At 67.4% G+C, this 14056-nt stretch carries 10 protein-coding genes; 3 read left to right on the top strand and 7 right to left on the bottom strand.

The genetic code is table 11. From position 1 onward, the window contains the following. Positions 1–63 precede the first annotated feature (63 nt). From AADJ02_RS06870 to AADJ02_RS06860, 3 genes are all read left to right on the top strand, one after another. Entirely contained in the window at positions 64–462 is a 399-nt protein-coding gene (locus tag AADJ02_RS06870; RefSeq protein WP_341212255.1) for a cupredoxin family copper-binding protein, read from the top strand. Between the two features lie 66 nt (positions 463–528). Then, positions 529–1680, top strand: a complete 1152-nt coding sequence (locus tag AADJ02_RS06865; RefSeq protein WP_341212254.1) for a carboxylate-amine ligase — start codon at positions 529–531, stop codon at positions 1678–1680. A gap of 69 nt (positions 1681–1749) precedes the next feature. Beyond that, entirely contained in the window at positions 1750–2424 is a 675-nt protein-coding gene (locus AADJ02_RS06860; protein WP_341212253.1) for a hypothetical protein, read from the top strand. Between the two features lie 70 nt (positions 2425–2494). Here the strand turns inward: AADJ02_RS06860 and uvrA are convergent, their stop codons facing one another. The 7 genes from uvrA to AADJ02_RS06825 form a co-directional block, all read right to left on the bottom strand. Beyond that, positions 2495–5377 (bottom strand): excinuclease ABC subunit UvrA, encoded by a 2883-nt coding sequence (uvrA, locus tag AADJ02_RS06855; RefSeq protein WP_341212252.1) that lies wholly within the window; start codon positions 5375–5377, stop codon positions 2495–2497. Positions 5378–5552: 175 nt separating this feature from the next. Continuing rightward, positions 5553–5873 (bottom strand): peptidoglycan-binding domain-containing protein, encoded by a 321-nt coding sequence (locus AADJ02_RS06850; protein WP_341212251.1) that lies wholly within the window; start codon positions 5871–5873, stop codon positions 5553–5555. Positions 5874–6012: 139 nt separating this feature from the next. Further along, a complete protein-coding gene (gene lpdA / locus AADJ02_RS06845) occupies positions 6013–7407 on the bottom strand; it encodes a dihydrolipoyl dehydrogenase (RefSeq protein ID WP_341212250.1) in 1395 nt (464 codons plus the stop codon). 108 nt (positions 7408–7515) lie between these two features. Further along, positions 7516–8130 (bottom strand): DUF924 family protein, encoded by a 615-nt coding sequence (locus AADJ02_RS06840; protein WP_341212249.1) that lies wholly within the window; start codon positions 8128–8130, stop codon positions 7516–7518. Positions 8131–8238: 108 nt separating this feature from the next. After that, entirely contained in the window at positions 8239–9516 is a 1278-nt protein-coding gene (locus AADJ02_RS06835; protein WP_341212248.1) for an MFS transporter, read from the bottom strand. A 98-nt stretch (positions 9517–9614) separates the two neighbouring features. Next, a complete protein-coding gene (gene queA, locus AADJ02_RS06830; RefSeq protein ID WP_341212247.1) occupies positions 9615–10673 on the bottom strand; it encodes a tRNA preQ1(34) S-adenosylmethionine ribosyltransferase-isomerase QueA in 1059 nt (352 codons plus the stop codon). Between the two features lie 14 nt (positions 10674–10687). Then, positions 10688–13936 (bottom strand): AsmA-like C-terminal region-containing protein, encoded by a 3249-nt coding sequence (locus AADJ02_RS06825; protein ID WP_341212246.1) that lies wholly within the window; start codon positions 13934–13936, stop codon positions 10688–10690. Positions 13937–14056: the final 120 nt, after the last annotated feature.

Here is a 14056-nt window from a genome sequence, read left to right as displayed (position 1 = left end):
GACAGGGGGCGGCGTCCGCGAGACGCTGTCCCCATCGCGCATTTAGCGCGCGGAGTATCTGTCATGCCGACGCGTCGCCAATTCGTCCTTCGCGGGCTTGCCGCCGCTGCTGCCCTGCCGCTGATGGTTTTGGCGGCGCGGGCGGGCGGGCTCGGCCCCGCCACCACCCCCGTCACGCCACCGGGCGCGCCGCCCTTGCGACCGGCCATGGGCAAGGTCCATGCGGTCGAGATCAAGAGCTTTGCCTACGTCCCCGCTGCCCTGACCATCGCGGCAGGAGATGAAGTGGTCTTTACCAACCGCGATCTCGCACCGCACACCGTCACCTCCGAGACGGGGCTGTTCGACAGCGGACGCATTGGCATGGGGCAATCGGTGCGGATGAGTTTTGCCAGCCCCGGCACCTACCCCTACCTCTGCACGATCCACCCCAGAATGCGCGGCTCGATCAGCGTCACCTGACGCGGTTCGGACCCGTAGCGCGCCACGCGGCGTTGGCCCCGGCAACATCACCGGAGGGCCGCGCCCATGTCAAACCCCGCCTTTTCCCTCGGAATCGAGGAGGAATACCTCGTCGTCGACGCAAAGACGATGGACCTCGCCGCCGTGCCCGACGAGATGCTCGCCGCAGCCAAGACGCGGCTTGGCGATCAGGTCAGCCCGGAATTCCGAGACTGCCAGATCGAGATCGGCACCTCCGTCGCCGCCGACATCCACGAGGCGCGCGCCGATCTCGCGCATCTGCGCGGCGGTCTGGCCGAGGTGGCCGAGGATCATGGCCTCGCCCTCGTCGCCGTGTCGTGCCACCCGTGGGGCGATCCCGAAAGTCAGGGCACCGGTCACGCCGACCGCTATGACAAGATTGCCGAGGACATTGGCGGCATCGCGCGGCGGCTGATGACCTGCGGCATGCATGTGCATGTGGGTCTTGGCGAGGATCACGAGCTGCGCGCCGACCTGATGGCGCAGGCGAGCTACTTCCTGCCCTTCGTTCTGGCGCTTTCGGCCTCCTCGCCCTACTGGCGCGGTGAGGACACGCGGCTGTCGTCCTGGCGGCTCAACATCTTCGATCAGTGCCCGCGCTCGGGCCTGCCGCCGCGTATCGAAAGCTGGGCCGAGTACCGCAAGATGGTCGACGCGCTGGTCAGCGCCGGGATCATTGAGGACGCCAGCAAGATCTGGTGGGACCTGCGCCCGTCGGAGGCTTGGCCGACGCTCGAGACGCGGATCGCCGACGTGATGCCGCGCATGGAAGAGGCGCTGTCGGTCGCGGCCTTCGTGCAATGCGTGATGCGGATGCTGTGGCGGCTCAAGACCGAGAACAAGCGCTGGCGCACCTACGAGCGGTTCCTGATCGAGGAAAACCGCTGGCGCGCGCAGCGCTACGGCACCGAAGGCACGCTGCTCGATCTGGGTCGCAACGAGCTGCGCCCGATGGAGGAGCTCTTGGGCGAGCTCGAGGAGATGATGGAGCCCGATGCCCGCGCGCTGGGCTGTCTCGACGAGTTGCGTGGCACCAAGCGGATTGCGCAGCAGGGGTCTTCGGCCACGCGCCAGCGCCGCGCCTATGATGCCGCGATTTCGGGTGGGGCCGAACCGCGCGAGGCCTTGCGCAAGATGCTGCGCGGCGTCTCTGCCGAGTTCATGGAAGGCGTGGAACGCGGTGTTTCGCCGAGCTAGGCGTGGCTCCGGGAACGCGCGGGCGGTGGTTTCGTTATATGGTCAAATCCGTTTCAGGAGTGCAGCACCATGAAGACCATCATTGGCCTCGGCACCGCGCTGACCCTCGCCTTCGCCCCCATGGCCGTTGACGCCAAACCGAAGTTCAAGGTGCGTGGCAACGCGGCCGTGGCGCAGCTTCTCAATGGCGCCGTCGCCGTGAACGCCAAGGAGGTGCGCAAGATCGAGAAGAAATTGCGCAAGGCCGCAAAGAAGGCGGGCGTGCCGGTCGCTCTTGGCACTGTCGCCGTCGCTGCCAGCGGCGGGGCCGCCAGCGCCGTTGCAGCGCAACCGGCGCCGCGGTTCGCCCCCCAGCAGGTGACCGTGCGACCGCGCCTGCGCCCCGAGGCCATCGGCTATGCCGGCCTGACCGACGACGCCGTGACACCGCCCGTAACCACGGTGCAGAACGGTGCACGGATCGAAACCTCGACCCTCGTGGCCGAGCCTGATGTCACCCCCGTCGCGCGCCGTGTCATCTCCACTGCGCCGACCGAAGTGGCTGATACTAGCGTGACCACGACTGGGCCGAAGATGATCCGCATCGAAGGCGATCAGGTCTCGACCGAAACGACGTTCGACGATGATCAACCGGTTCTGACCGAAGCCGAGCGTCTCGAGACGACGAGCGAGCCGCAACCGGTCTTGCTCGAAGCGAATGCGGGCGGCGACGCGACGATCTTCGGCGGCCCGACCGGCTATTGATCCCGCCATCCGGGACACATCAAAAGGGCCGCCCCGAGGGGCGGCCCTTTTACATAGGCCGGAAAGCGTTTTACTCGGCCGCGATCTTGCGCGGCTTCAACATTGGTTTGAGATAGCGGCCCGTATGGCTCGCCTCGACCTCGCCCACCTGCTCGGGCGTGCCCGTGGCCACCACCGTGCCGCCGCCATCGCCGCCCTCGGGGCCGATGTCGATGATCCAGTCCGCGGTCTTCACCACGTCGAGATTGTGCTCGATCACCACCACCGTGTTGCCGCTCTCAACCAGTTCGTGCAGCACCTCGAGCAGCTTGCGCACGTCCTCGAAATGCAGGCCGGTCGTCGGCTCGTCGAGGATATAGAGCGTGCGGCCCGTGGAACGGCGCGCCAACTCCTTGGACAGCTTAACCCGCTGCGCCTCACCGCCCGACAGCGTCGTCGCCTGCTGGCCGACCTTGATATAGCCCAGCCCCACACGGCACAGCGCATCCATCTTCTCGCGGATCGACGGCACCGCCTTGAAGAACTCCTGTGCATCCTCGACCGTCATGTCGAGCACGTCGGCGATGCTCTTGCCCTTGAACTTCACCTCGAGGGTTTCGCGGTTGTAGCGCGCGCCCTTGCAGGTTTCGCAGGTGACATAGACATCCGGCAGGAAGTGCATCTCGATCTTGATGACGCCGTCGCCCTGGCAGGCTTCGCAGCGGCCGCCCTTCACGTTGAACGAGAAGCGACCCGGCTTGTAGCCACGCGCCTTGGCCTCGGGCAGCCCGGCGAACCAATCGCGGATCGGGGTGAAGGCCCCGGTATAGGTCGCCGGGTTCGAGCGCGGGGTGCGGCCGATCGGGCGCTGGTCGATGTCGATCACCTTGTCGAGATGCTCGAAGCCCTTGATGGTCTCGCAGGGCGCGGGCGCCTGCCGAGCGCCGTTGAGCTTCATGGCGGCGTTCTTGTAGAGCGTCTCGATGGTCAGCGTCGACTTGCCACCGCCCGACACGCCGGTGACGGCCACGAACTTGCCCAGAGGGTAGTCGACCGTGACGCCTTGAAGGTTGTTGCCGGTGGCCTTCACCACCGTCAGCGTCTTGCCGTTTCCGGGGCGACGTTCGCTCGGCACCGCGATCTCGCGGGTGCCGACAAGGTACTGGCCGGTGACCGAGTCCGGGTTGGCCATGATCTCCTGCGGCGTGCCCTGCGCCACGACCGCGCCGCCGTGCACACCGGCTCCCGGCCCCATGTCGAAGACGTAATCCGCCTCGCGGATCGCCTCTTCGTCATGCTCGACCACGATCACCGAGTTGCCCTGATCGCGCAGGTTCTTGAGCGTTGTCAGCAGCCGGTCGTTGTCGCGCTGGTGCAGGCCGATCGACGGCTCGTCGAGCACGTAGAGCACGCCCGTCAGACCCGAGCCGATCTGGCTTGCCAGCCGGATCCGCTGGCTCTCGCCGCCCGAAAGCGTGCCGGCGTTGCGAGATAGCGTCAGGTAATCGAGGCCGACGTTGTTGAGAAAGCCCAGCCGCTCGCGGATTTCCTTGAGGATGGCGCGAGCGATCTCATTGTTCTGCTTGGACAGCGCGGCAGGCACGGTTTCGCACCACTCATGCGCCTCGCGGATCGACATCTTCACGACCTGACCCACGTGCAGGCGCTCTTCGGGCGCGCCCTTGACGGGGCCGATCTTGATCGCCAGCGCCTCGGCGCGCAGGCGGTAGCCCTCGCAGGTGCCGCAGGCGCGGTTGTTCTGGTACTGCTCCATTTCCTCGCGGACCCAGGAGCTGTCGGTCTCGCGGTAGCGACGCTCGAGGTTGGGGATCACGCCTTCGAAGGGGCGCGACACCTTGTAGACGCGACCGCCGTCATCATAGCGAAAGTCGATCTCTTCCTTGCCCGAGCCGCGCAGGAACACTTGCTGCACCTTTTCGGGCAGATCCTTCCAGCGCGCGGTCTTCGAGACGCCATAGTGCTTGGAGATCGCCTCGATGGTCTGCAGGAAATAGGGCGTCTTGCCCTTGCGCCACGGCGCTATGGCCCCGTCGGCGACCTTGAGCGTCACATCGGGCACTACGAGCCTCTCGTCGAAGAACAGCTCGACGCCGAGGCCGTCGCAGGACGGGCAGGCCCCGAAAGGCGCGTTGAACGAAAACAGCCGGGGTTCGATTTCGGGGATGGTAAAGCCCGAAACCGGACAGGCGAACTTCTCGGAGAAGGTGATCCGCTCGCCTTCCCCCTCGGTGGGTGCGGTCTCGAGGATTGCGATGCCGTCGGCGAGATCGAGCGCCGTGCGAAAGCTGTCGGCAAGGCGCGTCTCGAGACCCTCGCGCACCACGACCCGGTCGACGACCACGTCGATGTCATGGCGGAATTTCTTGTCGAGGGTCGGCGGGTTCTCCAACTCGTGAAACTCGCCGTTGACCTTGACCCGCTGGAAACCCTGCTTGCGCAGTTCGACGAACTCCTTGCGGTACTCGCCCTTGCGGTCGCGCACGATGGGCGCGAGGAGATAGCCGCGCGTGCCCTCCTCCATGGCCATCACGCGGTCGACCATGTCTTGCACCTGCTGCGCCTCGATCGGCTGGCCCGTGGCGGGGGAATAGGGCGTGCCGACGCGGGCGAACAAAAGCCGCATGTAATCGTAGATCTCGGTCACGGTGCCGACGGTCGAGCGCGGGTTCTTGGAAGTGGTCTTCTGCTCGATCGAGATTGCGGGCGAGAGGCCCGAGATGTGATCGACGTCGGGCTTTTCCATCATGTCGAGGAACTGCCGCGCATAGGCGGACAAGCTCTCGACATAGCGGCGCTGGCCTTCGGCATAGATCGTGTCGAAAGCGAGGGAAGACTTGCCCGAGCCCGACAGGCCGGTGATCACCACCAGCTGGTCGCGCGGAATATCCACGTCGACGTTCTTGAGATTGTGCTCGCGCGCGCCGCGCACCTCGATCTGCTTCAGTTCCGGCATTCAGGTCCCCACCAGTATCCAGCCCGGAAGATAGGGCCTCGGGGCCCGATCTCCAACCGCGAAATGAGAACGAAAGGGTAACACATGGCGGGACTGCGCGAAATGCCGCAACCTGCTTCCGTAAAGGCAGGTCGCGGCATGGTCTGCGAAGCGCGTCCAGAGCGCGGCGGTGTGGTCAGTAGCCCCCCATCCGCGCGGGCCAGCTGTGCCGCTGCCAGAAACCCTGGGGCTGCGGCGCGCGGGCCTCGAGCAGCGCGCGCGACGGGTCCAGTGCGACGAGATCGTGCAACAGATCGATCAGAGCCATGTCGGCCCGGCCGGTGATCGGCAGGCCCTGATCCATCTCGAAGGCGCGGATGGCGCGGGCCAGTCGCGGCCCGGAAATACCGTCGATCCTGCCCGGCTCATAGCCCAGATGTTGCAACAGGACCTGAATTTCGAAGGTCGACTCGCGGTCGGCTTCCATCGAGTGAGCGGGTGCGACGAAGGCCACCATGCTCGCGGCGACACAAAATAACGGTAAACGCATAAAACCCCCTATCCCGGAAAAACACTCCCGGAGGGTTTCACCTTAACATAAAACGCCCCCGACCGGTCGGGTCGGAGGCATTCGTGATCCTGCAATGCAGCGTGGATCAGAAATGGATGGCGCGGCCGTAAGCGTCGAGCACGCTTTCGTGCATCATCTCCGACAGGGTCGGATGCGGGAACACCGTCTCCATCAGCTCCTTTTCGGTGGTCTCGAGCGTGCGGCCCACGACATAGCCCTGAATGAGCTCGGTCACCTCGGCGCCGATCATGTGCGCGCCCAGAAGTTCGCCGGTCTTGGCGTCGAACACCGTCTTGACCATGCCCTCGGCTTCGCCCAGCGCGATCGCCTTGCCGTTGCCGATGAAGGGGAAGCGTCCGACCCGGATCTCGTAGCCCATCTCCTTGGCCTTGGCCTCGGAATAGCCCACGCTGGCCACCTGCGGCTGGCAGTAGGTGCAGCCCGCGATGCTTTCGGGCTTCACCGGGTGCGGCTTTTCGCCTGCGATCAGCTCGGCCACCATGACGCCCTCGTGGGACGCCTTGTGCGCCAGCCACGGCGCGCCCGCGATGTCGCCGATGGCATAGAGCCCCTCGACGCCGGTGCGGCAGTACTCATCCGTGATGACATGGGTGCGGTCGATCTTGACGCCCAGCTCTTCGAGACCGAGACCTTCGGTGTTGCCGACGATGCCGACAGCGGAGATCACCGTGTCGAACTCATGGGTCTCGACCTTGCCCTTGGTCTCGATGTGAGCCGTTACCTTGCCCTGCCCGCGATCGAGCTTCTTGACGATCGCCTTCTCCATGATCGTCATGCCTTGCTTGACGAACTGCTTCTTGGCGAAGGCCGAGATCTCGGCGTCTTCGACCGGCAGGATCCGGTCCATCACCTCGACCACGGTCGTCTCTGCGCCCAGCGTGTTGTAGAAGCTGGCGAATTCGATCCCGATTGCACCCGAGCCGATCACCAGCAGCTTCTTGGGCATCCGCGGCGGCACCAGCGCGTGGCGGTAGGACCAGACCAGATCGCCATCGGCCTCGAGCCCCGGCAGGTTGCGCGCGCGCGCGCCGGTGGCCAGCACGATGGACTTGGCGGTGAGCTCCTCGGTGCCCTTCTCGGTCTTGACGGTGACCTTGCCCTTGGCGGGGATGGTGGCTTCGCCCATCACCACCTCGATCTTGTTCTTCTTCATCAGGTGACCGATGCCCGAGGAGAGCTGCTTGGCCACCCCGCGCGAGCGTTTGACCACCGCGTCGAGATCGTAGCCGATGCTCTCGGCCTTGAGCCCGAACTCCTTGGCGCGGTGCATGAGGTGAAACACCTCAGATGAACGCAGCATCGCCTTGGTGGGGATACAGCCCCAGTTGAGGCAGATGCCGCCCAGATTCTCGCGCTCGACGATCACGACCTTCTTGCCCAGCTGGGCGGCGCGGATCGCGGCGACATAGCCGCCCGGACCCGCGCCAATCACGATCACGTCGAAGTTCTTGGCGGCCATCGGTGTTCCTCCTCGGCGGTCCCGCAAAATTGGTTTGACGCTAAACCACTTTTCACCGGGCTGCCAGACACCCCGGTGCATGTCCGGGTTGCACGGAATGCCTCTAGGTCATTTCGTCTCCGATTTGAGCCGTTCCAGCACCGAGCCATAGCCCCCCTGCTCCATCCACGCGGCTTCGGCCTCGCTCGTCTCGCGACCCAGCGCCGCGTTGCGGAACGGGAATCGGCCAAAGTCGCGGATGATCTGGCGATGCGCGCGGGCGTGCAGCAGGTTGCTCTCGGCGTCGGGCATACGTTCGCAGAACAAGCGCACTGCGCGATCCTGATCGACGAGATTTTCGGAATGCATCAGGGGCAGATAGAAGAACTGCCGCCCCGGCGGCACTATCTCGCGGTCCCAGGCGTTGTCGATCGCCAGCTTGGCGACCGAGCGGGCGCTTTCGTCGAGCTGGAAGGAGCGGGCGTCGCCGCGCCACAGGTTGCGCGCGAACTGGTCGGTGACGATGAGATAGGCCAGCGCGCCGTTCGGTTCGGTCAGCCAGTGGCCCAACGCGCCTTCGGCCGCCTTGTCCCACAGCGCGCCGAAGCGGTCGCGGATCGTGGCATCGAGATCGTCGTCAGCGATGTACCACTGCTTCGGCTCGACCTCTTCGAGCCAGAAGGTCAGCACCCTCTCGGCCTCGGTCGGCGCCTCGGCCTGGGCGGTGACGGGGGTGGCGGTCATGGTGGTCCTCCTTTTCGGTGGTCCCCCCAAACCTGCCCCAACCCCGTCACGGGTCAAGCACGAAGGTAGTTTTCGGTGCGTAACCGCCTCGATCAGCCCAGGTTGCCGTCAGGCGGCGTCGTCGCGCGCCTCTTCGAGCTGTTCGATCTCATGTTCGATATAGACCTCCTGCGCCACCTCGGCGGCCACCGCCGTACCCGCTGCCGAAATCGGCGCGTAGCTGACCGTGTCGCCGACCTCGACGCCGCGATCCGGACGCCGCAGCATCCGCCAGCCCGCGTAGCTCGCAAGCCCGAGCATCAGCACCGCGATGAAGGCCCAGAAACCATGCGCCCCGACGTTGTCGAGCATCCAGCCCACCACGATCGGGCCGGCGATGGCGCCGACACCGTTGATGAACAAGAGCCCGCCCGAGGCCGCGGCCATGTCTTCGCGGTCGAGGTAGTCGTTGGCATAGGCGATGAGCAGCGCATAGAGCGGGTTCGAGGTGCCGCCCACCAGCGCCGACGAGGCGAGAATGAGACCGATATGACCCGGCAGCAGGAACGCCATGAGCGCCGCCGCGCCGCCCACGCCCGAAAGACCGAGGATCAGCCAGCGCCGGTCGATCCGGTCCGACAGCCAGCCGATCGGGAACTGCAGCACCAGCGCACCCACATAGGTCACCGACACCAGAAGCGAGATCTGCGCCACCGAGAGCCCCGCGCGCGCGCCATAGACCGCCGACATGCCGAACTGCGCGGCAAAGACGCCGCCGAGCAGGAACATCCCCATGCAGGCCAGAGGCGAGGCCTCGATCAGGCGACGGATCGGCAGCGGCTTGGTGGTGTTGAACACCGGTGCCGGGCTCACCGACAGCAGGATCGGCGCGAAGGCCATCGACACCAGCACCGAAGGGATGATGAACAAGATGAAACCCGACACGTCGCCCAGCGTCACCAGATACTGCGCCATGACGATGCCGGCCATCTGCACGATCATGTAAAGCGACAGCGCCTTGCCGCGGTTCTCGTTCGAGGCGGCGTCGTTGAGCCAGCTTTCGGCGGTGATGTAGACCCCGCAGAAACAAAAACCGATGGCGACCCGGCCCAGCGTCCAGGCCCAAGGCTCGGCCAGCGTCGGATAGAGGATCAGCACCGCCGAGATGGTCGAGCCCAGCGCCGCGAAAACCCGAACATGGCCGACGCGGCGGATCATCCGGGGCGCGTAGCGCGAGGCAAAGAGGAAGCCCGCGAAATAGGCCGACATGATTACCGACATCTCGAGCGTCGAGAACCCCTCGACCTCGCCGCGCAGACCCAGAAGCGTGCCCTGCAGACCATTGCCGATCATCAGCATGAACATGCCGAGGAAGAGCGCCCAGGAACTCCCGAGAACCTGAATCATGACATGTCCCTTTCTGCCGGCCTACGGCCCGGCTACCCGAGCTGGCGGCGCTGGTCTGATATCAACGCGACGGATCGTGTGACGGAAGCGAAGCGTGCTCAGTCGTGGCGACGCGGCAGCAGCAGCGACGCATCCCCGTAGGAAAAGAAACGGTAGCGATTCGCAATGGCGTGGTCATAGATCCGGCGGATCTCCTCGACCCCCATCAAAGCCGAGACCAGCATCATCAGGGTCGATTTGGGCAGGTGGAAGTTGGTCATCAGCCCATCGGCCACGCGGAAAGCGAATCCCGGCGTGATGAAGATGTCGGTCTCGCCCGACCACGGCGCGATCCCGGCTCCCCGGGCCGCGCTCTCGATCAGGCGCAGCGCGGTGGTGCCGACGGGGATCACCCGCCCGCCCGCCGCGCGGGTGGCGGCAATCTCGGCGGCGGCTTTCTCGCTCACTTCGCCCCATTCGGCGTGCATCTTGTGGTCGCGGATATCGTCGACCTTGACCGGCAGAAAGGTGCCCGCCCCGACGTGCAGCGTCACATGGGTGACATCGACGCCGCGCGCGGCCAGCGCCGCCATCAGCGGCTCGTCGAAATGCAGCGACGCGGTGGGGGCGGCGACGGCGCCGGGGCGCGCGGCCCAGACGGTCTGGTAATCGGCGCGGTCGCTCTCGTCGGCGGCGCGCTTGGCGGCGATATAGGGCGGTAGCGGCATCGCGCCGACCTGTTGCAGCGCCCGGTCGAAGGCGTCGCCTTCCAGATCGAAGCGCAGCACGCCCTGACCCTCCTCGCGCGCCACCAGTTCGGCCGAAAGACGATCGGAGAACTCGATCACCTCGCCCTCGCGCAGCTTGCGCAGCGGTTTGACCAACGCGCTCCAGCAACCGTCGGGGCGCGGCCCGAGCAGCGTCACCTCGATCTTGGCCGTGCCCTCGCCCGCAGCGCCCGGCCGGGTGCGAATGCCGGTGAGACGCGCGGGGATCACCTTGGTGTCGTTGAGCACCAACCGGTCGCCGGGGCACAGGATCTCGACCAGATCCGTCACCACCCTATCGGCGATCGCGTCGCCCTGCGCCAAGAGCAGCCGCGCCGAGGAGCGCGGGCGCGCGGGGCGGGTCGCGATCAGCTCGTCGGGCAGGTCGAAATCGAAATCCGAGAGCTTCATCGGTGGGCCTCAGGTCAGGTCGGTGGCGGCCTGCGGAAGATCTCGCGGAACAGGCCGGGGGTGAGCGCGGAGAGCGGGTTGACCGAGACATCGGGGTCTTCGGGCGTGCCGCCAAGCGTATAGTTGAAGCCGATCAACCCCTCGCCGGGACGGGTCAGGAACGAGCCCAGCGAATTGACGAGGTAGAAGGGCGAGACGACGCCCGCAAAGGCCATGCGTCTGGAGGCGAGGCTGTAGCGCCCGTCGAGAGAAATGCCAAGGCCCGGCCCGGTGGCGCTCGATTGCGTGATCTCGAGCGTGTCGGGGCCAAGCCGGAAGTCCGCCAGCACCCGGTCGAAGGCCAGCCCCTTGCCGTCGAGCTGCTGTAGCAGCCCCACCACCGAGATCGCATCGAGAAGCTGCGCCATCGCCGGAGCGTCGCGCACCCGGAGCCCCGCGATGTCAAGGGTGCCGGTGTAGTGACCGGGCCGCGCTTCGGGCAGCAGCGTCAGGTCCAGCGCGCCACCCGTGGCGGTGCCGTAGAGCCCGGCCGAGCGCAGCACCGCCCCCGCGTCCGGCCCGGTGATCCGCACCGCCGTGCCATCCCGGTCCGGCACCACCAGCCCCGACACCGGCGCGCCGCCGTTGACAGCCGCGTCGAACCGGCCAGAGAAGCCGCCGCGCGAGGAAAACGCGCCCCTGAGGCCGGTGAGCGACACCGCGTCGGTCACGCGCAGCCGATCGAGCGCAAGGCTGATCGGCCCGCCCTCGCCGCCGCCGCCCTTGCCAAAGCCCGCGCGGCGCAGATCGAGCGTGCCGCCGTTGATCTCGACCCCCAAGGTTTCGCCCGGCCCACGGCCCACGAGGTCGGCTTCGACGTCGAGCCAATCCGAGAGGCGCAGCCGTGAAAAGCGGGCGCGCTCCAACCCGCCGCCCGGACGCAAGGCCAAGGTGCCACGCGCCGACAGCCCCCCCGCATCCAGCGCGATCCGGTCGATGCGCGGCGTTTGACCGAGCTGTCCCTCGATCTCGAGCCGACCCGTGGTGCCCCGCGCAAGGCTCCAGCCCAGCGCCGGGATCGACAGGCTCAGCCCCGACAGATCGGTGCCGAGGCTCACGCGGGGCGGCGCGCCTTTCGGCAGGCTCATTGCGACGGTGCCCTGCCCCTGCCCGTCGAGCGAGCCATCGGGCAGCGCGATGCCAAAGGTGTCGAGGAACCGCTGCGAAATCTCGACCGTGCCGTCGAGTGCGGCGGGGGCCGCGCCGGGTCCCAAGGGCTGGCGAAAGCGCACATCGGCGGGCAGGCCATCGATGCTCACCGGGCCCGAGACCTCCAGCGCCCGCGCGTCGACCGCGACGCCAAGCTCGCGCGCCGCGACCCGGCGCCCCGGCACGATGGCGGTGCTGGTGGCGTCACGCAGCGTCCCGGCCACGGACCAGTCCACTTGAGCGGGCGTGACCGGCGCGCCGAGCGGCAGCGCCACATGAGCATGGACGCTGCCTTGCCCATCGATCAGGTCGACCGGCTTGTTGGCCTTTTGCAGGAAACGAAACGGCGGCTGATCGATCAGCGACAGCATCGCCGTGACCGGGCCGTCGGCCTCGATAGCGATGCTGGCCTGCGGGTTCTTCGGCCCGAGCTGGGGAATGGTGAAGCTGGTCCCCGAAAGATCGACCCGCCCGCCCTGCGGAGCCTGCGCGCCGCCGCTCGTCATCGTCACGGAAAACTGGCCATCGCCAAGGCTTATGTAGCCCGCCGCGCCTGTGATCGGTGGCAGCCCATCGAGCGGGCGCACCGTGGCCGCCTCGAACCCGTGGGTCAGGGCGACCTGCGGGTTTTGTCCCGGGGCACGGCGCAGCACTGCCGAAAGATCGCGCAGGTCTCCGTCCAGCACATGCCCTTCAATCCACTCGCGAGTGCGCGGTTTGAAGGCGGTAGGCCAATAGGCGAGCAGGCTGTCGCGCGACAGCCGGGCGGCGCGGGCGTCGATCTCGGCGTCCCAGCCGTCGGAGGCATGGCCGATCCGCCCCCGCGCCTCGATCCGCGCGCCGCTCGCGGCATCGGTGGCGCCAAGGCCGCCGATATCGAGGGCAAAGGGCGCGGTGTGCAGCCGCAGATCGGCATAGGCGTCGCGCAGGCTGACTGGGCCGGGCAGGCCTGCGCCCGCCGCCAGCGCCGCCTCATCGATTCGCAGCTGCGCCACAAGCGCGCCGGGCCAACCCGCCTCGACCTCGCGCAGCCAAGCGGTGCCTGACCCCTCGATCCGGCCCAGATCGCCACGTGCCGAGATGCGCTCGAAGTCGATGCGATCGCGGCTGGGGTCGAAACGCAGCGCCAGCTCGGCCCCATCGAATCGCAGCGCCTCCACGCCCCGGCCCGGTGACAGCGCCCCCGCCCCGATCCGCAGCGCGGCGCCAAGCTCGGTGGGCGCGCCGTCCGCTTCGATCCGGCCCCGCAGGCTGGCCGAGAGCGGCGCGTCGAGCACCAACAGAAAGCTCAGCGCCGGGTGTTGGCTGGCGAGATCGCGGCTCGCCATCTTTTCGACCCTTAGGGTGACCTCGGCTTCGGGCGTGGCCTCGGGCCGGTCATAGCCGACCCAGAGCCCGGTCACCTGCTCCGCGCCCGAGCGCATCTGCAACCGCGCCGACAGCCGCGTGCCATCCCGCAGATCGAGGTTCAGCCGGCCGTTCTCCGCGCGCCAGCGCCGCCGGGCGCGCGCGTCCGAATAATCGATCCTCAGATCCTCGGCCTCGATCCGCTCCAACCCGTCGAGGGCGGGGCGGTCGAGCAGGTGATCGACGCGCGCGAGCAACCCCGCAAGGCCCCCGGCCGGTGCGGCGGAGGCGGGCAAGGCCACGGTGTCCTGTGACGGCCCCGAAGGCTCGAAGCGCACCGCCACGCGCCCCGCCACATCCCGCGCCAGCGCGATCTCGGCCCCCCGCAGCAGCACCTCCTGCGCCAGAACCGTACGCTGGAACACGAGGCCGCGCGGGCTGACCAGCGCGTCGATCTCCGGCACGCGGGCCAGCACCGCGCCGCCCGCGTCGCGCAGCACCGTGTCGCGCAGCGCCACACGCGGGTGCAGATCCGTGCCCAGCGTCAGCGCGATGGTCCCGAAGTCTACCGATCCCCCCGCAAGCAGGCTGTCGGCCTGCGCCTCGACCCTTTCGGTGATCCAGCTGGGCGCGGTGACGGTCTGGCCCACCAGCAGCAGGGGCAGCGCCAGAGCGAAGGCGACCGGCAGCGTGACCAGCGTCAGCGCGAGCGCCAGCCCTCGTCGCAACACCGCAGCCACACGCCGCCCACGCGGGCGGCGCGGCGGCGCGGGTCGTGAGCTGATCCGATGCTGCGGCAAGACAGGCCATGGCCCCTTGATTTCATCGCCCGCAGCGTAGATGCCTGA

The organism is uncultured Limimaricola sp., from assembly GCF_964022235.1.
Taxonomy (GTDB): domain Bacteria; phylum Pseudomonadota; class Alphaproteobacteria; order Rhodobacterales; family Rhodobacteraceae; genus Limimaricola.
The sequence above is the reverse complement of the archived record's forward strand: the minus strand, read 5'-3'. Positions and strand labels throughout refer to the sequence as shown.

Excerpts from the sequence above, each read along its gene's own strand:
- AADJ02_RS06870 (WP_341212255.1), top strand. The coding sequence starts at position 64 with ATGCCGACGCGTCGCCAATTCGTCCTTCGCGGGCTTGCCGCCGCTGCT.
- AADJ02_RS06865 (WP_341212254.1), top strand. The coding sequence starts at position 529 with ATGTCAAACCCCGCCTTTTCCCTCGGAATCGAGGAGGAATACCTCGTC.
- AADJ02_RS06860 (WP_341212253.1), top strand. The coding sequence starts at position 1,750 with ATGAAGACCATCATTGGCCTCGGCACCGCGCTGACCCTCGCCTTCGCC.
- uvrA (WP_341212252.1), bottom strand. The coding sequence starts at position 5,377 with ATGCCGGAACTGAAGCAGATCGAGGTGCGCGGCGCGCGCGAGCACAAT.
- AADJ02_RS06850 (WP_341212251.1), bottom strand. The coding sequence starts at position 5,873 with ATGGTGGCCTTCGTCGCACCCGCTCACTCGATGGAAGCCGACCGCGAG.
- lpdA (WP_341212250.1), bottom strand. The coding sequence starts at position 7,407 with ATGGCCGCCAAGAACTTCGACGTGATCGTGATTGGCGCGGGTCCGGGC.
- AADJ02_RS06840 (WP_341212249.1), bottom strand. The coding sequence starts at position 8,130 with ATGACCGCCACCCCCGTCACCGCCCAGGCCGAGGCGCCGACCGAGGCC.
- AADJ02_RS06835 (WP_341212248.1), bottom strand. The coding sequence starts at position 9,516 with ATGATTCAGGTTCTCGGGAGTTCCTGGGCGCTCTTCCTCGGCATGTTC.
- queA (WP_341212247.1), bottom strand. The coding sequence starts at position 10,673 with ATGAAGCTCTCGGATTTCGATTTCGACCTGCCCGACGAGCTGATCGCG.